Annotated in this window: 20 protein-coding genes and 1 rRNA gene; 15 read left to right on the forward strand and 6 right to left on the reverse strand. The window is 66.3% G+C overall.

The window, feature by feature from the left end; genetic code table 11:
• Positions 1-11: 11 nt before the first annotated feature.
• From rrf to PVZ77_RS23040, 6 genes are all read left to right on the forward strand, one after another.
• Positions 12-127: ribosomal RNA gene (gene rrf, locus PVZ77_RS23015) — 5S ribosomal RNA — on the forward strand.
• Positions 128-210: 83 nt separating this feature from the next.
• Positions 211-1,155 carry a bifunctional biotin--[acetyl-CoA-carboxylase] ligase/biotin operon repressor BirA gene (gene birA / locus PVZ77_RS23020; protein WP_273809654.1) on the forward strand — a complete coding sequence of 315 codons (945 nt, stop codon included), beginning with the start codon at positions 211-213 and terminating at the stop codon, positions 1,153-1,155.
• Complete coding sequence (locus tag PVZ77_RS23025) at positions 1,145-1,897, forward strand: type III pantothenate kinase (RefSeq protein ID WP_273809655.1); 753 nt, start codon at positions 1,145-1,147, stop codon at positions 1,895-1,897. Before birA ends, PVZ77_RS23025 begins: the two co-directional genes overlap by 11 nt.
• Complete coding sequence (locus PVZ77_RS23030; RefSeq protein ID WP_037006863.1) at positions 1,894-2,073, forward strand: hypothetical protein; 180 nt, start codon at positions 1,894-1,896, stop codon at positions 2,071-2,073. The genes PVZ77_RS23025 and PVZ77_RS23030 overlap by 4 nt, the downstream gene beginning before the upstream one ends.
• Positions 2,074-2,101: 28 nt before the next feature.
• Entirely contained in the window at positions 2,102-2,560 is a 459-nt protein-coding gene (locus PVZ77_RS23035; protein WP_273809658.1) for a DUF3301 domain-containing protein, read from the forward strand.
• Positions 2,561-2,658: 98 nt separating this feature from the next.
• Positions 2,659-3,951, forward strand: a complete 1,293-nt coding sequence (locus tag PVZ77_RS23040) for an MFS transporter (RefSeq protein ID WP_273809659.1) — start codon at positions 2,659-2,661, stop codon at positions 3,949-3,951.
• A 42-nt stretch (positions 3,952-3,993) separates the two neighbouring features.
• On the opposite strand, the gene PVZ77_RS23045 is transcribed toward PVZ77_RS23040, so the two are convergent.
• Both PVZ77_RS23045 and PVZ77_RS23050 read right to left on the reverse strand, forming a co-directional pair.
• Positions 3,994-4,458, reverse strand: a complete 465-nt coding sequence (locus PVZ77_RS23045) for a hypothetical protein (protein WP_273809660.1) — start codon at positions 4,456-4,458, stop codon at positions 3,994-3,996.
• 120 nt (positions 4,459-4,578) lie between these two features.
• Entirely contained in the window at positions 4,579-5,514 is a 936-nt protein-coding gene (locus PVZ77_RS23050; RefSeq protein WP_273809662.1) for an alpha/beta hydrolase, read from the reverse strand.
• A 123-nt stretch (positions 5,515-5,637) separates the two neighbouring features.
• Here PVZ77_RS23050 and PVZ77_RS23055 point away from each other — a divergent pair, with 123 nt between their 5' ends.
• The 9 genes from PVZ77_RS23055 to PVZ77_RS23095 all read left to right on the forward strand — a co-directional run bounded on the left by PVZ77_RS23055 (position 5,638) and on the right by PVZ77_RS23095 (position 12,684).
• Positions 5,638-6,156 (forward strand): hypothetical protein, encoded by a 519-nt coding sequence (locus PVZ77_RS23055; protein ID WP_273809663.1) that lies wholly within the window; start codon positions 5,638-5,640, stop codon positions 6,154-6,156.
• A complete protein-coding gene (locus PVZ77_RS23060) occupies positions 6,153-6,539 on the forward strand; it encodes a DUF3140 domain-containing protein (RefSeq protein ID WP_273809665.1) in 387 nt (128 codons plus the stop codon). The genes PVZ77_RS23055 and PVZ77_RS23060 overlap by 4 nt, the downstream gene beginning before the upstream one ends.
• A 143-nt stretch (positions 6,540-6,682) precedes the next feature.
• Entirely contained in the window at positions 6,683-7,573 is an 891-nt protein-coding gene (locus tag PVZ77_RS23065) for an EamA family transporter (protein ID WP_273809667.1), read from the forward strand.
• A 56-nt stretch (positions 7,574-7,629) separates the two neighbouring features.
• Positions 7,630-8,430, forward strand: a complete 801-nt coding sequence (locus PVZ77_RS23070) for a DeoR/GlpR family DNA-binding transcription regulator (RefSeq protein WP_273809669.1) — start codon at positions 7,630-7,632, stop codon at positions 8,428-8,430.
• The gene (locus PVZ77_RS23075) at positions 8,427-9,560 is read left to right on the forward strand and encodes an MFS transporter (RefSeq protein ID WP_273809671.1); all 1,134 of its coding nucleotides are present in this window, start codon (positions 8,427-8,429) and stop codon (positions 9,558-9,560) included. Before PVZ77_RS23070 ends, PVZ77_RS23075 begins: the two co-directional genes overlap by 4 nt.
• 67 nt (positions 9,561-9,627) lie before the next feature.
• Positions 9,628-11,676, forward strand: a complete 2,049-nt coding sequence (locus PVZ77_RS23080; protein WP_273809673.1) for an AsmA family protein — start codon at positions 9,628-9,630, stop codon at positions 11,674-11,676.
• A 138-nt stretch (positions 11,677-11,814) separates the two neighbouring features.
• Positions 11,815-12,051: a hypothetical protein gene (locus PVZ77_RS23085; RefSeq protein ID WP_133862860.1), complete on the forward strand. Its 237-nt coding sequence runs from the start codon at positions 11,815-11,817 to the stop codon at positions 12,049-12,051.
• A complete protein-coding gene (locus tag PVZ77_RS23090; protein ID WP_042138265.1) occupies positions 12,048-12,269 on the forward strand; it encodes a YgdI/YgdR family lipoprotein in 222 nt (73 codons plus the stop codon). The genes PVZ77_RS23085 and PVZ77_RS23090 overlap by 4 nt, the downstream gene beginning before the upstream one ends.
• Before the next feature lie 13 nt (positions 12,270-12,282).
• Positions 12,283-12,684 carry a Rho termination factor N-terminal domain-containing protein gene (locus PVZ77_RS23095; protein ID WP_273809678.1) on the forward strand — a complete coding sequence of 134 codons (402 nt, stop codon included), beginning with the start codon at positions 12,283-12,285 and terminating at the stop codon, positions 12,682-12,684.
• 54 nt (positions 12,685-12,738) lie between these two features.
• On the opposite strand, the gene PVZ77_RS23100 is transcribed toward PVZ77_RS23095, so the two are convergent.
• The 4 genes from PVZ77_RS23100 to PVZ77_RS23115 form a co-directional block, all read right to left on the reverse strand.
• Positions 12,739-13,932, reverse strand: coding sequence for a class I SAM-dependent rRNA methyltransferase (locus PVZ77_RS23100; RefSeq protein ID WP_273809679.1), 1,194 nt, complete (start codon positions 13,930-13,932; stop codon positions 12,739-12,741).
• 67 nt (positions 13,933-13,999) lie between these two features.
• Positions 14,000-14,239 carry a hypothetical protein gene (locus PVZ77_RS23105; protein WP_273809680.1) on the reverse strand — a complete coding sequence of 80 codons (240 nt, stop codon included), beginning with the start codon at positions 14,237-14,239 and terminating at the stop codon, positions 14,000-14,002.
• Positions 14,240-14,298: 59 nt separating this feature from the next.
• The gene (gene cueR / locus PVZ77_RS23110; RefSeq protein WP_271654026.1) at positions 14,299-14,685 is read right to left on the reverse strand and encodes a Cu(I)-responsive transcriptional regulator; all 387 of its coding nucleotides are present in this window, start codon (positions 14,683-14,685) and stop codon (positions 14,299-14,301) included.
• Complete coding sequence (locus PVZ77_RS23115) at positions 14,682-17,066, reverse strand: heavy metal translocating P-type ATPase (protein ID WP_273809682.1); 2,385 nt, start codon at positions 17,064-17,066, stop codon at positions 14,682-14,684. The genes cueR and PVZ77_RS23115 overlap by 4 nt, the downstream gene beginning before the upstream one ends.
• Positions 17,067-17,135 lie beyond the last annotated feature (69 nt).

A 17,135-nucleotide genomic window follows, 5' to 3' on the forward strand; every position in this document is an offset into this window, starting at 1 on the left:
CAACCGAATTGCTTGACGAACATAGAGCATTGGAACCACCTGATCCCTTCCCGAACTCAGAAGTGAAACGATGCATCGCCGATGGTAGTGTGGGGTTTCCCCATGTGAGAGTAGGTCATCGTCAAGCGCCTAACACCCAGCACCCCCGCTCAGTTCACTCTGGCGGGGGTGTTGTCTTTGGGGCGGAAGAAAGTCGAACGGAGTCTGGGAATGCCGTTGCTGAAACTGCTGAGTGATGGAAAATTTCATTCCGGCGTCGAGCTTGGTGAGGCCCTGGGCGTCTCCAGAAGTGCCATCTGGAAGCGGCTGAAGACGCTGGAAGATGACCTGGGCGTCGAGGTGTTCAAGGTGCCGGGCCGGGGTTACCGCCTGGAAGAGCCGCTGTCGCTGCTCGATGCCGAGCGGATCGCCCGGGAGGGCGGCTGGCCGGTAGCGGTCCTGGCTTCCATCGACTCCACCAATGCCGAAGCGCAGCGGCGTCTGCATCAGCAATTGCCTCCATTCGCCTTGCTGGCCGAGCATCAGCAGGCCGGCCGTGGCCGTCGTGGGCGCGCCTGGGTCAGTCCCTATGGCAAGAATCTCTATCTCACCGCCGTGGTGTCCAGCCAGGGCGGGATCCAGAAGCTACAGGCCCTGAGCCTGACCATGGGCCTGGCGGTCATCAGGACGCTGCAACAGTTGGGCGTCGAGGACGCCTGCCTGAAGTGGCCCAACGACATCCTGGTGCGTGGCCGCAAGCTGGCCGGCATCCTCATCGAATTGTCGGGTGATCCGCAGGACGTCTGTCAGGCCATCATCGGCATCGGTATCAACGTCAACATGCGTCTGGCCGACAACATCGATCAGCCCTGGATCTCCATGGCCGAAGCCCTGGGCGGTCTGCAGGATCGCAACCAGGTTGCCAGCCTGCTGCTCCGCGAGATCGATAACCTGTGGCAGATTCACCGCCAGGTCGGATTCGCCGCCCTGCGTGGCGAGTGGGAGCGTTATCATGGCTGGCAAGGTCGAGCGGTAACCCTGTCTTCGGGGGTTCGCTGTATTCAGGGCACAGTGGCAGGAGTTGCCGAAGATGGGGCTATCCTCATGCATGTAGACGGTCGGACACAGGCCTTCAGCGGTGGCGAATTGAGCCTGAGCCTAGATCATGATTCTTGAACTCGATTGCGGTAACAGCCTGATCAAGTGGCGGCTGCTCGCCGCCGGCGCCGAAGTGGCCGCTACGGGCATCGTCGACAGCGACGATGCCCTGGTGGCTGCGTTGTCCCAGCCGGATACACCGCCCGTGGCGGCTTGTCGCCTGGTCAGCGTGCGCAGTGACGAAGAGACCCAGCAGCTCAAGGAGCGGCTGACCGCTACCTTCGGCATTCCCTGTCACCAGGCCGTTCCGGTCGAGGTCTGGAATGGCGTGCGCAATGGCTATCGTGATCATCAGCGCCTGGGCATGGATCGCTGGCTGGTGATCCTGGCCGCGGTGCAACTGGCCGAGGGCAAGGCTTGCGTGGTCCTGGACCTGGGCACCGCGGTCACGGCCGATCTGGTCGATGCCCAAGGCGAACACCAGGGAGGGTTCATCTGTCCGGGGATTCCGTTGATGCGTCGGGAACTGCAGACCCATACCCGGCGGATCCGCTACGATCCACATTGGGCCAGTGGTGAACGCTACGAGGCGCCGGGACGCACGACCAGCGAGGCCGTGGAGCGTGGGTGTCTGTACATGCTCAAGGGATTCGTCCGTACCCAGTACGAACTGGCTCAGGAGATGTTCGCCGAAGGTTGCGAGATCTTTCTGACCGGGGGTGACGCGGAACTGGTCAAACATGTCGTTCCGGGCGCGCGAATCGTGCCCGATATGGTGTTTGCTGGATTGGCTTTGGCGTGTCCGCTCGAGAACGAATGATGCGTTGGTTGTTTCTGCTATTGGTGGTACTGAACGTTTTCTACTACATATGGCACCAACAGCAGGTGCCGTTGCTGGGTAAGGAAATCGCCCCTCTGGCGCTGTACAAAGGCGAGCGTGAAAACATTCGCCTGTTGAACGAGACGGCATCTGGTGACGCTGCACGGCGTCAGTGACGGCGGTACCCTTCGATGAGGAGCGAAGATGCTGACGCTAGGTAATCTCTGCCTGTTACTGGGCGCAGTCGGCATTGGCCTGTGGTTCTGGCACGCCCACGGCATTCGCGAACGGGCGCTGGTGCTGGCCGAGCAGGAGTGTCGTCGCCGCAAGGTCATGCTGCTCGATGGCGCCGTGGCCTTTTCCCGCTTTCGCTGGCTGGCCGATGCCAAGGGGCGCAAGCGCCTGGCGCGGTTGTTCGCCTTCGAATTCACCGTGACGGGCGAAGAGCGGCTCGATGCCTCTCTGGCTCTGTTTGGCAAGACGCTGGCCAAGGTCGAGTTCGCGCCCTTCGTGGTGCCCGAGGTGGAACGCCCAACAGCGGATTCGGTGGTGGCTTCGGCGCCTGCCTATCAGGCCAAGCCCGAGCACGGCCAGGTGGTCTATCTGGATCAGTGGCGGCAGCGCCAGCGTACCGAGACCAGCAGGCGCCAAGAGCCGGAGTGATTTCCGGCGCTATCTCCGGATGCTTTTCCTTCCGTAGTCCCGACGATCAGCCCCGGCTGGTCCGTTCTGGCTTTCCGCTTCTTTTCATGTGATCCCTGATGTTCAGCCCTCTCGTTACCTTTCCTGCGCTCTATTTCGCTACTCTCCTGATGTTGGCCGGCTCCGGCCTCTTCACCACCTATATCGGTCTGAGACTGACCGGCGAGGGGGCGGGGGACCTGTGGACCGGCGCCCTGATGGCGGCCTACTATTTCGGACTGGTCTGCGGTGGCAAGTTCGGCCATCGGCTGATCGCCAGTGTCGGCCATATCCGTTCCTATGTGGCCTGCGCGGGCGCAGCGACGGTCACCGTGCTGATCCACGCCCTGATCGATGACCTGAACGTCTGGATCGCGCTGAGATTCGTCATGGGCGTGGTGATGATGAACCAGTACATGGTGATCGAGAGCTGGCTCAACGAGCAGGCGGAAAATCACCAGCGCGGCAAGGTATTCGCCGGCTACATGGTGGCGGTGGACCTGGGGCTGGTGATCGGCCAGGCGCTGCTGGCCTGGCATCCGCAACTCGACTACAAGCCGCTGCTGCTGGTCGCCATCTGCTTCGCCTCCTGCCTGATTCCCCTGGCCATGACCCGCCGGGTGCACCCGGCCAAGCTGGTGGCGGCGCCGCTGGAAATCCGTTTCTTCTGGCAGCGGGTACCCCAGTCGCTGGTGACCATCTTTACCGCGGGCCTGCTGGTAGGGGGCTTCTATGGCCTGGCGCCGGTATTCGCCAGTCGCAGTGGCCTGGATACGGCGCAATCGAGCTTCTATGTCGGGCTGTGCATCGTCGCGGGTTTCTGCGCGCAGTGGCCGCTGGGCTGGCTGTCGGATCGTCTTGACCGCTGCAAGCTGATCCGTGCCAATGCGGTGCTGCTGTGCCTGGCGGCGGTACCGCTGTGGGGGCTGATCAGCTTGCCCTATCCCTGGCTGCTGGCCGCGGGCTTCGTCTCGGGGATGCTGCTGTTCACCCTCTATCCGCTGGCCACGGCCTTTGCCAACGATCACGTCGAGCCCGAGCGGCGGGTGGAGTTGTCGGCGATGCTGCTGACCACCTATGGCGTCGGTGCCTGCATCGGGCCACTGCTGGCCGGCGCGGCCATGGAGCATTTCGGCCCCGGCACCTTCTATGTGCTGACCTCGGCCTATGCGCTGATCCTGATCGTCTTCGTGCAGCCCCGTTTCGTCAGCGGCGAGCACCGGTTGGACGCGGCACCACTGCATCATGTGGCCATGCCGGATTCGGTGAGTCCGATGGCGGCGGCACTGGATCCGCGTATCGACGAGGTGCCGCAGGAGATGGTGGTGGAGGCCCCTGCCAGCATTGGGCCGGGTAGCGAGAAGATCCATTGAGCGAGCCCGGCGCGAGGCCGGGCAGGAAGGGACAGGTAGGGCTCAGGCCTGACGGGTCTGGCCGGCCTTGATCAGGCGGTCGAGGGTCTGGGCCGAGCCATTTTCGGCCAGGGCGCCATTCTGCAGGTGATGCTGCTGGCGGTCGATCAGCCGACCCATGGGGCGCTGGCCGGATTCCTCGGCCACTGCATCGTCACCAAGACGCTGCTGCTGGTCTTCGATGACCTGACCCAGGGGGCGCAGGCTGGATTCCTCGGCGATCCGGCGTTCCTGCAGCTGGCGTTGCTGCTGCTTGATGACCTCACCCAGCGGCCGCAGGCTGGATTCTTCGGCCAGGGTGCGTTGCTGCAGGCGCTGCTGCTGTTGCTTGATCAGCTGGCCCAGTGGGCGTTGGCCGGATTCCTCGGCGATCTGGGTGGCAGCGTTCGGGGTGAAGGCGAAGTCCTGGGCGAAGGTGTTCAGGGCCAGGGCGGTCAGGGCGAAACCGAAGGCGATACGCAGGTTCATGGTGGTGTCCTCTGGGGAAACTGTGCTGGAGTGCGTTCAGTATCCCGAGCAGGACCGGCCAGAAAAAATAGACTGGCCAGATAGTGACTATCAGCGCCGTCGATGCCTTTCAGAAAGTCTCTAGCTTCCCGTCGATGATTGCCCCTTTTCCATTTCACTCAGTTGAGCGCCGCCGAACAGTTTGCGCAAGGCGGCGGCGTAGTCGCGCGTGCCTATCACCATGCTGTTGGAGTGGGTCCCGCCGGGGATCAGCAGCAGACGCTTGGGCGGCCGAGCCGCCGCATAGAGGGCCTCGCTGAAGCGTGGAGGCACATAGCGATCGTCGCCACCGTGGACGATGAGCACCGGGATATGGATGTCCGGGATCTTGTCCAGGGAATCGAATTTCTCCGACATCAGCCAGCGCAGGGGAAAGCGGGTGTCGACTACCGCCGAGGCGGCATCGGCCAGGGTGGTGAAGGTGGATTCGATGATCAGGCCGGCCGCGGCGGGGTAGTCGCCCGTGGGATCCCCGTCGCGGGCGATGCGCCAGGCCAGGTCCACCGCGACGGCGCCGCCCAAGGAGTGGCCATAGATGTATCTCTTGCGGGGATCGGGCTGCAGGCTCTGCAGGTACTTCCAGGCGACACGGGCGTCCTGGTAGACGCTGCGTTCGGAGGGCACGTCGCCAGGACTTTCGCCAAAGCCGCGATAGTCGATGGCCAGTACCGAATAGCCGAGTTGCCGCAGGGTGGCGATGCGCCGGACCTGGGCGGTGAGATTCCAGCGGGTGCCATGCAGATAGAGCAGGGTGGGGGCGTCCGGACGGCGGGCGGGCCACCACCAGGCGTGCAGGTAGTCGGTGCCGGTCAGGCCGTCGGGGACCGGCAGATTGAACTGGCGGACGCCTTCCGGCACGCCGGTGAACCAGCTGGCGTTGCCGGGCTCGATGCTGAAGACCCACTGGCGTTCGCGATAGGCCAATTCCGAGCAGCCATAGGGGACCCCAACCCCTACCAGCAGGGTGACGAAGAGCAGCGGGATCAGGCGACGGCGGAGCAGGGTGGCGAGGGACATGGCTTTCTCTGGATACCGGAAGACGCGGGGTAGGGGCGTTCGTCGCCTGGCGCGAACCCCCGTTTCGGTTGGACAGTCATCCTAGAGACAGCGACTGCAGTGACCCCCAATCCGAGGTGAGCCATGAGTGCGACGGCCAAGAAGAGCGATCCCGAACTCTGGGAAAAGGTGAAGAAAGAGATTACCGAGGGCGACAAGGGCGGCAAGCCCGGTCAGTGGTCGGCGCGCAAGGCGCAACTGGCCTCCCAGGAGTACCAGAAGCGCGGTGGCGAATACCAGGGCGACAAGGGCAAGGACAATCATCTGCAGCAGTGGACCGACGAGAAGTGGGACACCCGCTCCGGCAAGAAGTACGAGGAGACCAGCGAACGCTATCTGCCGGAAAAGGCCCGGGACTCCCTGAGCAAGGAAGAGTACCAGCGCACCACCGCCAAGAAGCGCCGTGACACGCGACGGGGCCAGCAGCACTCCAAGCAACCCGCCGATGTGGCGCGCAAAACGGCCGCGGCGCGTGAGTCGGGCCTAGCCGGCCTGACCAAGGACGAGCTGATGAAGCGAGCGGCGCGCCGCGAGGTGCGGGGGCGTTCGCGCATGAAGAAAGACGAACTGGTCAAGGCGTTGCAAAAGGCAGGTGAAAAATGAGCACCAAGAAGGCGGCCGATGACGACAAGAAAGACGTCCGCAGCGAGTTCAAGCAGGTGGTCAACATGACCCCGAGCCAGTTGCGCAAATGGCTCAGTGGCGACACCAGCAAGGGCGTGGGCATGACCAAGGGTGGCAAGAAGGTCACGGCGGCCAACGATGGCAAGGCGGTCGGCCATGCCATGGGTGAGCGTATCCTGGAGCTCAAGGGCAAGCGCCAGGCCGAACTGGAAGACGATGACTACAAGGCCATGCGCAAGGTCATCGGCTATGTGCATCGCCATCTCAAGCAGCGACCGGACGGCGACATCGAAGACTCGCGCTGGCGCAAGTCGCTTATGAACTGGGGCCACGACCCCCTGCGCGACAAGCGCAGTGCCTGATCCCGACGAACCGCAGCCCAGGCTGCGGTTTTTCTTTTGCAGAGAGTGACTGGCCGAATTTGTGGGCAACTGTGACGCCGCAGCGCGGACACAAAGGAGTAGGGTAGCCGCCTATCTATCTGAACGTGTTCAAGGAGTTGTCGATGGCACCCCGGGATCTGTTGCTGGCACTGGTCGTCATCCTGGCCTGGGGGGTGAACTTCGTGGTCATCAAGCTCGGCCTGCATGGCGTGCCGCCCATGCTGCTGGGCGCCCTGAGATTCTGCCTGGCGGCCTTTCCGGCCATCCTTTTCGTGCGACGCCCCCAGGTCTCCTGGCGATTGCTGCTGGCCTACGGCCTGACCATTTCGCTGGGCCAGTTCGCCTTTCTGTTCTCGGCCATGTACGTGGGCATGCCGGCTGGGCTGGCCTCGCTGGTATTGCAGGCCCAGGCCTTCTTTACCCTGGCCTTCGCCGCTACCTTCCTCGGGGAAAAGGTACGGCGGGCGAGTCTGGTCGGGCTGCTGGTGGCGGCGCTCGGCCTGCTGCTGATCGGCACCGAACATGGCGTCACCATGACCCTGGCCGGTTTCCTGCTGACCCTGGCGGCGGCGGCCATGTGGGGGCTGGGCAATATCGTCACCAAGAAGATCGGCAAGGTGGACATGCTCGGCCTGGTGGTCTGGGGCAGCCTGATCCCCCCCATCCCCTTCTTCATCCTGTCGCTGCTGCTTGAAGGCCCCGAGCAGATCGCCACGGCGCTGACGTCGCTGTCGGGCGGCTCGGTCTTTGCCATCGTCTACCTGGCCTTTATCGCTACCCTGGTTGGCTACGGCATCTGGAGCCGGCTGCTGTCGCGTTATCCGGCCGGCCAGGTAGCGCCCTTTTCGCTGCTGGTGCCGGTGGTGGGGCTGAGCTCGGCCGCCGTGCTGCTGGGTGAGCAGATGACCACTCAGCAGGAAGTGGGCGGCGTGGCGGTCATGCTCGGGCTGCTGATCAATGTCTTTGGTGGCCGCTGGCTGGATGCCCGGAGCAAGGCGTCGTCCAGTGCGTGATGTTGCACGGTCGTAAATGATTGTGCATGATGTGCTGGTCCTCTTGGAGTATCAGCATGAACGCAGCCGTCCACCTTCCCGAAGAACGCCAGGCCGCGATCCTGGCCCTGTTGCGCGAACAGGGCCGGGTCCTGTCGGCCGAACTGGCCGCGACCTGGGGCATTTCCGAAGACAGCGTGCGTCGCGACCTGCGCGAACTGGCCCGCCAGGGCCTGTGCCGTCGGGTGTACGGCGGGGCGCTCTCGCTGCTGACGCCGCCGGAGGCGCTGCCGGCGCGTATCGCTCAGGACGATGCGGCCAAGCAGACACTCGGGCGAGCCGCGGCCAGGCTGGCGCAACGGGGGCAATTGCTGCTGCTGGACGCCGGCTCGACCAATCTGGCCATCGCCCAGGCGCTACCCATGGATCTCGACCTGACCGTGGCCACCAATGCACCGGTGATCGCCGCGGCGCTGCTGCAGCGCCCGGGGATCCGGGTGCTGATGATCGGCGGCCTGGCCGCGCCGGAGTCGGGTGCCTGCCTGGGCGCCCGGGCCCTGCGTGACCTGCGTGGCGTGCGCGCCGACCTGGCCTTTCTCGGGACCTGCGCCCTGGCGGTGGAAACCGGCGTGACCGGCTTCGACCTGGAAGAAGCCGAATTCAAGGTGGCCGTGGCCGAGCAGAGCAGCCAGGTCGCCGTCGCGGTGACCGCCGAGAAGCTCGACAGCGTGGCCTTCTATCACGTGCTCCGGCTCGATCAGCTGAACCATCTGGTGCTGGAACCGGGGCTGAGCGAGGAGCGCCTGCAGCCCTATCGTGACGCCGGGCTGCAGCTGCATTCGCTCGATCGCCAGACTCGCGCCCAAGGATCGTCATGACTGCTGCCGTATTGCGTCGCCAACGTCGCGCCACCTTTACCGTCTTTCTCGCCAACGGTTGCGGGATCGGCGGCTGGGCGGCGGCCATTCCCGAACTCAAGCGCGATCTGGTGCTGGGCGACGGCCAACTCAGTCTGGTGCTGCTGGCGGTCGCCCTGGGCGCCCTGCTGACCATGCCCTTCGCCGGGGTGCTGGTGCCGCGCCTGGGCGGCACCGGACGCCTCACCCGGCTGAGCATCCTGGCCTTCGTGCTGGTGCTGAGCTGGCCCGGGGTGGCGCCGTCCCTGGGCTGGCTGCTGCCCTGCGCACTGCTGCTCGGCGCCTGCAACGGGCTGATCGACGTGGCCATGAACGCCCATGCCAGCGATGTCGAAAGCCGCTGGAGCGGCCCGCTGATGTCGTCCTTCCACGCCGCCTTCAGCCTGGGCGGATTTCTTGGCGCCGGCCTGGGGGCGCTGGTGCTGCACCTGGGCGCCTCGGCGCTGGCGGTGCTGCTGACTGCGGCCCTGGCGGCGCTGGTGCTGGCGCTGCCCGCCGCCCTGGCCCTGGACGAAGGCGATCGCAGTCCGGTGAGTCAGGCCCTGCGGCTGCCGGATCGGCGGGTCCTGGCGCTGGGACTGATCGCCCTGGGCTGCCTGATGCTGGAGGGCGCCATGACCGACTGGAGCGCCGTCTACCTGGGCCAGGTGGGCGGGGCGAGTCCGGTGGTGGCCACCCTGGGCTATGCGGCCTTTTCGCTGACCATGCTGCTGGGCCGGCTGTTCGGCGACGGCATCCGCGCTCGCTTCGGCGGCCCCCAGGTAATCGTTGGCGGTGCCCTGCTGGCGACTCTGGGACTGGCGCTGGCGGTCCTCCTGCCGGCGCCCTGGACCGCCATCCTCGGCTTCGCGCTGGTCGGCCTGGGCCTGTCCAATGTGGTGCCCGCGGCCTTCAGCGCCGCCGGCCAGGTGGCCGAGACGCCGGCTGCGGGTATCGCCATGACCGCCACGGCCGGCTATCTCGGTTTCCTGCTCGGCCCGCCGCTGATCGGCGCCGTGGCGGGGCAGGTCGGCCTGCGTGGCAGTCTGCTGCTGTTGACCCTGATCGGGGTGGCGGTGGCGCTGCTCGCCCTGCGCCAACGCAAGGCATGATGGCTGTCCAGGGAACCCCGCTGCGCTGAGCAGACCCAAGAGGGAACGGAAATCCAAGGAGGCGGCCATGACGCGCCCACGCAAGATCCTCGCCTGGCTGCTGGGAATCATCCTGCTGCTGTTCGTCCTGCTGGTGGTGGTGCTGGCCACCTTCGACTGGAATCGGCTCAAGCCGACCATCAACGAGCAGGTGTCGAGCGCCCTGCACCGGCCCTTCGCCATCGAGGGCAACCTGGGCGTGGTCTGGCACCGCGAGCCGGATCAGGGCGGCTGGCGCGCCTGGATTCCCTGGCCGCACATCGCCGCCGAAGACCTGACCCTGGGCAACCCGGATTGGGCGAAGGAAAAGACTTTCGTCCACCTCGACCGAGTGCAGTTGCGGATCTCGCCGCTGGCCCTGCTGGCCAAGCAGATCTATATCCCGCGCATCGACCTCAGCGGGCCCGTGGTCAATGCCCAGCGACTCGCCGATGGCCGCAACAGCTGGACCTTCGAGACCGCCGAGAAGGACCCCAAGGCCGAGCCTTCGGCCTGGACCGTCGACATCGGCACCATCGGCTTCGACGCCGGCCAGGTCGGCGTCGACGATGCCCAGACCGCGACCCGGCTGCGCGCGCGGATCACTTCCCTGGACGCGCCCATCGCCTATGCCGATCTGGTGGGCAAGCAGGGCACCTCGCGCCAGCGCTCCAACGTCAAGCAGACCCAGCCCTTCCAGTTCGCCCTGGCGGTGGACGGCAGCTACAAGCAGGTGCCGGTCAGTGGCCGTGGCCAGATCGGCGGGCTGCTGGCGCTGCAGGACGCCGATGCGCCTTTCCCCATCCAGCTCGATGCCCGGGCGGGCGAGACCCGTGTCCAGGTCTTTGGCACCCTGACCGATCCGCGGCGCCTGGGCGCTCTGGATCTGCACCTGGTGCTGGAAGGCAAGAGCCTGGCGCAGCTCTATCCGCTGACCGGGGTCACCCTGCCGGAGACGGCGCCCTATGCCACCGATGGCCATCTCACGGTCAAGCTCAACGATCCGGCGGGCGCGCGCTTCAGCTATGAGGACTTCAATGGCCGGGTCGGCAAGAGCGATCTGCATGGCGAGGTGCTGTTCACCGGTGGCAAGCCGCGACCCAAGCTCAGTGGCACCCTGCGTTCCGATCAGTTGCTGTTCGAGGACCTGGCACCGCTGATCGGCGCCGATACCAAGGAGCAGCAGGCGGCCAAGGGCGAGACCAGCCAGCAGCCGGCGGACAAGGCGCTGCCGGTCTCCGAATTCCGCACCGATCGCTGGCGCGCCATGGATGCCGACGTACGCTTCACCGGCAAGCGCATCGTGCAGAACGCGCAGCTGCCGATCACCGATCTGAATACCCATGTGCGCCTGACCGATGGTGTGCTGCTGCTCGACCCCTTGCGTTTCGGCGTGGCCGGGGGCGATCTGAACACCACGGTGCGCCTGGAAGGCGACAAGACGCCGCTGCAGGGGCGGGTCGATCTGCACGTGCGCCGGGTCAAGCTGAATCAGCTGTTCCCCACCGTGGAGACCATGAAGCGCAGCATGGGCGAGCTCAATGGCGACGCCACCCTGAGTGGCACCGGCAATTCCGTGGCGGCGCTGCTCGGCACCAGCAACGGCGAACTCAAGCTGCTGATGAACGACGGCCGTATCAGCCGCAGCCTGATGGAGCTGGCCGGACTCAATGTCGGCAACTACCTGGTCGATCGGCTGTTCGGCGACGACGAGGTGGAGATCAACTGTGCGGTCGCCGATCTCGACTTCAAGAAGGGCCTGGTGCAGCCTCAGGTCTTCGTGCTCGACACCGAGAACGCCCTGATCAACATCACCGGCACCGTCAACCTGGCGAGCGAGCGCCTGGATCTCACCGTCGATCCCCACAGCAAGGGCCTGCGCATCTTCTCGCTGCGCTCGCCGCTCTATGTGCGCGGTACCCTGAAGAGTCCCTCGCCGGGGGTCAAGGCATTGCCATTGGCGGCCCGCGGTGCGGCGGCAGCACTGCTGGCCACCTTCGCAGCGCCGGCCGCCGGTCTGCTGGCACTGGTGGCGCCCAGCAACGAGCAGGGCGCCCAGTGCAGCGCCCTGTTGCAGCAGATGCGCTCAGGGCGTTGAACTCTTGCGCCAGAGCCGGTTCCCGGTACTTGACAGACGACCGTTCGGCGGCGTCTGACGGGTGGAAAAGAACCGCTCTGGTTGCCCAGGCTCTATAGAAATAACCCGAGTCGGGCAGCCTTTTCGCGGAGACCCCTCATGCGTGACGACACCGATAGCCACTACGAAATCCACTACAAATTGCTGGGCGAAAGCTATACCGACCGTATCAGCAACCTGGACGTACCCATCACCGACGTGGTCCGCGAACTGGCCTGCCGGCACCTGGATGCGATCAACGACGAGCGCTTTCACCTTGCCGACATCGAGTCCGGACAAGCGCTGGTGGCGCTGCACGATGTCTCCATCCATCGCGTCGCACCGGAAGCCCCATGAAGCGCCTATTGAGTGGTGGACTGCTGGCCCTGACCCTGCTGGGACTGACGGCCTGTTCCACCGAGACGGTGGTGACCCTGCAGGACGGTACCCAGTACATCACCGAAGATAGGCCCAATACCAAGACGGCCGACGGCTTCTATGAATTCACCGATGTGGCGGGTCGTCATGTGCGGGTGAAGGCAGCCGACGTGGCCACCATCAAGGCGGAAGACTAGCCAGGAGACTGCCATGCCCCGCGGCGACAAATCCACGTACAGCGACAAGCAGGAACGCAAGGCCGAGCACATCGAGGAGAGCTACGAGAAAAAAGGCGTCTCCAAGGATGAAGCCGAGGCGCGGGCCTGGGCGACGGTGAACAAGCAGTCCGGCGGTGGCGAAAAGAGTGGCTCCGGCAAGACCAAGAGCGGTACCGCCAAGAGCGCGGATCGCAAGGATTCCGCCCGGCGTGCGGTGGCGACCAAGCACGGCCGGTCGCCCAACGGCGGGCACGCTGCGGCACGGCGTTCGCGCACTGGCAGCACCTCGCTCAGTGACATGACGCGCGATGAGCTGGTCAAGAAAGCGGCCGAGCAGAACGTTCGCGGTCGGTCGCGAATGAAGAAAGACGAGTTGATTCGTGCCCTGAGCTGAGGCGGCAAAGACACAAAAAAGCCGGACACTGTCCGGCTTTTCTTTGCCTGGAGTTTAGCTGGGTAGCAGACGGCAGGTGAAGCTCTTGATGTAGCGGGTTTCCGGAATGGCCGGGTGCACCGGATGATCCGGGCCCTGGGCACCGCGTTCGAGGATCTGCAGGTTGCGATCCAGATGGCGGGCGCTGCCGAGCAGGATGTTCTGCAGGTCGTCTTCGGGCAGGTGCATGGAACAGGAGGCGCTGACCAGGATGCCATCCTTGTTCAGCAGCCGCATGGCCTGTTCGTTGAGGCGGCGGTAGGCGGCCTCGCCGTTCTTCAGGTCCTTGCGCTTCTTGATGAAGGCCGGCGGGTCGGCCACGATGACGTCGAATTTCTCTTCGCCGGCCTTGAGTTCCTTGAGCGCCTCGAAGACATCGCCTTCGACGCACACCAGCTTTTCCGCCAGGCCGTTGAGGGTGGCGTTGCGCTCCACGCCGTCGAGGGCGAAGCCCGAGGCGTCCACGCACATGACCTCGCTGGCGCCAAAGGCCGCGGCCTGCACGCCCCAGCCGCCGATATAGCTGAACAGGTCGAGGACCCGCTTGCCTTCGACATAGGGCGCCAGGCGCGCACGGTTCAGGCGGTGGTCATAGAACCAGCCGGTCTTCTGGCCTTCGCGCACCGGGGCCTCGAAGCGCACGCCGTTCTCTTCCAGCGCCACCCAGTCGGGGACCTCGCCGTAGGCCACTTCCACGTAGCTGGAAAGACCCTCGGCCGTGCGGGCGCTGCCGTCGTTCTTCCACAGCACGCCCTGGGGCTTGAACACCTGCAGCAGGGCGGCGAGGATGGCGTCGCGCTGGCGCTCCATGGTCGCGGAGGCGATCTGCACCACCAGGATGTCGTTGAAGCGATCCACCACCAGGCCGGGCAGGAAATCCGCATCGCCGTAGACCAGGCGATAGCAGTGGCTGCCGAACAGCCGCTCGCGCAGGCTCAGGGCGACCTTGAAGCGATGCACCAGCAGCGACTTGTCCAGCAGGTAGCCGGTGTCGCGGGAGAACAGGCGGGCGCAGATCAGGTTGTTGGGCGACAGCGCCACCAGGCCCAGCGGCTTGCCGCTGGTGGTTTCCAGGATGGCCTGGTCGCCCGGTTCGAAGGCGGTGAGCGGGGTGGCGACGACGTCCACCTCGTTGCTGTACACCCAGAGGTGCCCGGCGCGCAGACGGCGGTCGGCATTGGCTTTGAGGCGCAGGCGAGGCAGGGTCATGAATCACTCCAACGAAGGGGACAAAAGCGCGGAATTATAGCGCAAAGCCACCTGCCTGGGCCGGCCGTCAGTCCCGCTGGCTGACCTCGATGTCGCTCAGCCCGGCTTCCTGGGCGCGACGGGCGATGCTCGGCTGGGCATGGCGTTCCCAGGGCGCATCGACCACCACCTGGGGTTCCTCGACGTGCTTGATCAGCAACTGCAGCACGGCTTCCTCTTCGGTGACCGGCTCGAAGCTCTCCAGCTCATGGGTGAGGGACTCGCCATTGAGGCGATAGCGGATCTGGTAGCGGTGCAGGGTCTGCATGGAGGTACCTCGGTAGCGGGGGGATAAGCGATGGACCCCGCTGGGCGACAGCGGTTGCGTCAGCCGCCCAGGCTATCGAGGATCGGGCAGTCGGGGCTGGCGTCGCCATGGCAGCAGGACACCAGCTCGCCCAGGGTGCTGCGCAGGCGGGTCAGTTCGGCGATCTTCTGGTCCAGCTCGGCGATGTGCCGCTTGGCCAGCGCCTTGACGTCGGCACTGGCACGCTGCCGGTCCTGCCAGAGACTGAGCAACTGACGGATCTCCTCCAGGCTGAAGCCCAGCTCCCGCGAGCGGCGGACGAAGGCCAGCACCCGCAGATCTTCGGCACCGTACTGGCGATAGCCGCTGTCGGTACGCCCGGCGGGTGCCAGCAGGCCGATGCGCTCGTAGTAGCGCAGCATCTTGGCGGTAAGCCCGCTGGCCTTGGCGGCCTGACCGATATTCATGACAGGAGATCTCCAGACGGGCGCCAGCGGCCGAGCAGCAGGGCATTGGCCAGGACACTGACGCTGGAAAAGGCCATGGCGGCGCCGGCATAGACCGGATCGAGCAGACCCAGGGCGGCCAGCGGCAGGCCGATGACATTGTAGACGAAGGCCCAGAACAGATTCTGGCGGATCTTGCGCTGGGTGCGCCGGGCGATGTCCAGTGCCGCCACCACCTGGCGCGGGTCCTCCTGCAGCAGGGTGATACCGGCCGCATGGCGAGCGGCGGCAGTGCCCGAACCCATGGCGATGCCCAGTTCGGCGGCGGCCAGCGCCGGGGCGTCGTTGAGGCCGTCGCCGACCATGGCGACGCCGCCCCGGGTCGCCTGCAGCCGGGCCACCACGGCGGCCTTGTCGGCAGGCAACACCTCGGCCTCCCAGTGCTTGATGCCCAGGGCGGTAGCCACCTGGCGGGCACTGCCGCGGTTGTCACCGGTCAGCAGCCAGCTGTCGATGCCATCCGCGCGCAACTGGGCGATGGCCTGGGCGGCGCCCGGACGGATCTCGTCGCCAAAGGCCAGCAGCCCCAGCACCCGCGCCGGGGCACCGGTCTCCAGCAGCCAGGACAGCGTGAGGCCCTGGTCTTCCCAGGCGCGGGCGGCGTCGGCCAGGGGGCCGGCGTCCAGCTGTCGTTCGGCCAGGAGCCGCGCATTGCCCAGCAGCAGGGAGCGCTCCTGCCAAATACCCTGGAGGCCACGGCCGGGCAGGGCGCGCACGTCCCGGGCGGGTGGGGTGTCCAGGCCGCGGTCACGACAGGCCAGCAGGACCGCCGCGGCCAGGGGATGCTCGCTGCCGCGTTGCAGACTGCCGGCCAGGCTCAGCAATTCGGCTTCCTCGATGCCGGGTGCCGTGGCCTGCTGGCGCAGGCGCAACTGGCCGGCGGTCAGGGTGCCGGTCTTGTCGAAGACCACGGTGGTGATGCCCTGGGCGCGTTCAAGGGTTTCGGCGTCCTTGATCAGGATGCCGTGGCGCGCCGCCACCCCGGTGCCGGCCATGAGGGCGGCGGGGGTGGCCAGCCCGAGGGCGCAGGGGCAGGCGATGACCAGTACCGCCACGGCGGCGAGCAGACTGGGCTCCAGGGCGTGGCCGCTCAGCAGCCAGCCGAGCAGGGTGACCAGGGCCAGGGCCGCCACCACCGGGACGAATACCCGGCTGATGCGATCCACCCGCTGCTGGATGGGTGCCTTGGTGGCCTGGGCGTCTTCCACCAGGCGGATGATGCCGGCCAGCACCGTCTCGCCACCCAGGGCGGTGACCTCGATCTGCAGATTGCCCTCGCCGTTGATGGCGCCCCCCACCACCTCGTCGCCGGGACCCTTGGCGACCGGGCGGCTTTCGCCGGTGAGCAGGGCTTCGTCCACCTGGCTTTCACCCTGCAGGATGCGGCCGTCGGCCGGGATGCGTTCGCCTGGACGCAGCTGCAGGCGATCGCCCAGGCGCAGGCGATTCAGGGCGACCTCTTCTTCCTCGCCGTCCGCGTCGAGGCGCCGGGCGCTTTCCGGGCGCAGGGCCTCCAGGGCGCGCAGGGCCGCGCCGGTGCGGCGCTTGGCGCGGGTCTCCAGGTATTTGCCCAGGCGCACCAGGGCGATGACCATGGCCGCCGTCTCGAAATAGAGGTGCGGGCTGCCCTTGACCAGCCAGAGATAGAGACTCAGGCCAAAGGCGGCGCTGGTGCCCAGGGCGACCAGCACATCCATGTTGCCGCTGCGTGCGCGCAGGGCATGCCAGGCGCCGCGATAGAAGCGCGCGCCGACCAGGAACTGCACCGGCGTCGTCAGCAGGAATTGCAGCCAGGCGGGCGGCATCAGGTGCCAGCCGAAGGGCGCCAGCAGCATGGGCAGGACCAGCGGCGCGGCCAGCAGCAGCGCCAGGGCCAGCTCAAGACGTTCCCAGGGCACGCCCTGACGCGCGGGGATTGAACGCTCGTCTTCGGCGCGGCGATCCTGGGCGCCGTAGCCGGCGGCTTCCACCGCGGCGATCAGCGCTGGCGTCTCGACCGCGGCCAGGGTTGTCACCCGGGCTCTTTCGCTGGCCAGGTTGACCTCGGCGGCCAGCACCCCGGGCACGGCACGCAGGACCTTTTCGATCCGCCCCGCGCAGTTGGCGCAGCTCATGCCGGACAGCGCCAGGTCGTGCTCGGTCTCGGCCACCCGGTAGCCGGCGGCGGTGATGGCTTCGGCCAGCGCGGGCGCCGCGTCGACCGGCGCGCTGACGCGGGCCTTTTCGCTGGCCAGGTTGACGCCGGCCGCGCTGACCGCCGGGACCTTCTGCAGGGCGCGCTCGACCCGACCGGCGCAGGCCGCGCAGGTCATGCCACTGATGGAGAGTTCGAATTCGTGCATGGGCACCTCCTGAGCTCAGTGTTGACCTTGACCTCGGGTCAAGGTCAACACTGGAACCCGAGCCTGGCG

The organism is Pseudomonas sp. SHLD1 (assembly GCF_028640935.1).
Classification (GTDB): Bacteria; Pseudomonadota; Gammaproteobacteria; order Pseudomonadales; family Pseudomonadaceae; genus Chryseomonas; species Chryseomonas aestiva.

Bases quoted from the DNA above. Each gene is read 5' to 3' on its own strand.
- birA (WP_273809654.1), top strand. From the start codon at position 211: ATGCCGTTGCTGAAACTGCTGAGTGATGGAAAATTTCATTCCGGCGTC.
- PVZ77_RS23025 (WP_273809655.1), top strand. From the start codon at position 1,145: ATGATTCTTGAACTCGATTGCGGTAACAGCCTGATCAAGTGGCGGCTG.
- PVZ77_RS23030 (WP_037006863.1), top strand. From the start codon at position 1,894: ATGATGCGTTGGTTGTTTCTGCTATTGGTGGTACTGAACGTTTTCTAC.
- PVZ77_RS23035 (WP_273809658.1), top strand. From the start codon at position 2,102: ATGCTGACGCTAGGTAATCTCTGCCTGTTACTGGGCGCAGTCGGCATT.
- PVZ77_RS23040 (WP_273809659.1), top strand. From the start codon at position 2,659: ATGTTCAGCCCTCTCGTTACCTTTCCTGCGCTCTATTTCGCTACTCTC.
- PVZ77_RS23045 (WP_273809660.1), bottom strand. From the start codon at position 4,458: ATGAACCTGCGTATCGCCTTCGGTTTCGCCCTGACCGCCCTGGCCCTG.
- PVZ77_RS23050 (WP_273809662.1), bottom strand. From the start codon at position 5,514: ATGTCCCTCGCCACCCTGCTCCGCCGTCGCCTGATCCCGCTGCTCTTC.
- PVZ77_RS23055 (WP_273809663.1), top strand. From the start codon at position 5,638: ATGAGTGCGACGGCCAAGAAGAGCGATCCCGAACTCTGGGAAAAGGTG.
- PVZ77_RS23060 (WP_273809665.1), top strand. From the start codon at position 6,153: ATGAGCACCAAGAAGGCGGCCGATGACGACAAGAAAGACGTCCGCAGC.
- PVZ77_RS23065 (WP_273809667.1), top strand. From the start codon at position 6,683: ATGGCACCCCGGGATCTGTTGCTGGCACTGGTCGTCATCCTGGCCTGG.
- PVZ77_RS23070 (WP_273809669.1), top strand. From the start codon at position 7,630: ATGAACGCAGCCGTCCACCTTCCCGAAGAACGCCAGGCCGCGATCCTG.
- PVZ77_RS23075 (WP_273809671.1), top strand. From the start codon at position 8,427: ATGACTGCTGCCGTATTGCGTCGCCAACGTCGCGCCACCTTTACCGTC.
- PVZ77_RS23080 (WP_273809673.1), top strand. From the start codon at position 9,628: ATGACGCGCCCACGCAAGATCCTCGCCTGGCTGCTGGGAATCATCCTG.
- PVZ77_RS23085 (WP_133862860.1), top strand. From the start codon at position 11,815: ATGCGTGACGACACCGATAGCCACTACGAAATCCACTACAAATTGCTG.
- PVZ77_RS23090 (WP_042138265.1), top strand. From the start codon at position 12,048: ATGAAGCGCCTATTGAGTGGTGGACTGCTGGCCCTGACCCTGCTGGGA.
- PVZ77_RS23095 (WP_273809678.1), top strand. From the start codon at position 12,283: ATGCCCCGCGGCGACAAATCCACGTACAGCGACAAGCAGGAACGCAAG.
- PVZ77_RS23100 (WP_273809679.1), bottom strand. From the start codon at position 13,932: ATGACCCTGCCTCGCCTGCGCCTCAAAGCCAATGCCGACCGCCGTCTG.
- PVZ77_RS23105 (WP_273809680.1), bottom strand. From the start codon at position 14,239: ATGCAGACCCTGCACCGCTACCAGATCCGCTATCGCCTCAATGGCGAG.
- cueR (WP_271654026.1), bottom strand. From the start codon at position 14,685: ATGAATATCGGTCAGGCCGCCAAGGCCAGCGGGCTTACCGCCAAGATG.
- PVZ77_RS23115 (WP_273809682.1), bottom strand. From the start codon at position 17,066: ATGCACGAATTCGAACTCTCCATCAGTGGCATGACCTGCGCGGCCTGC.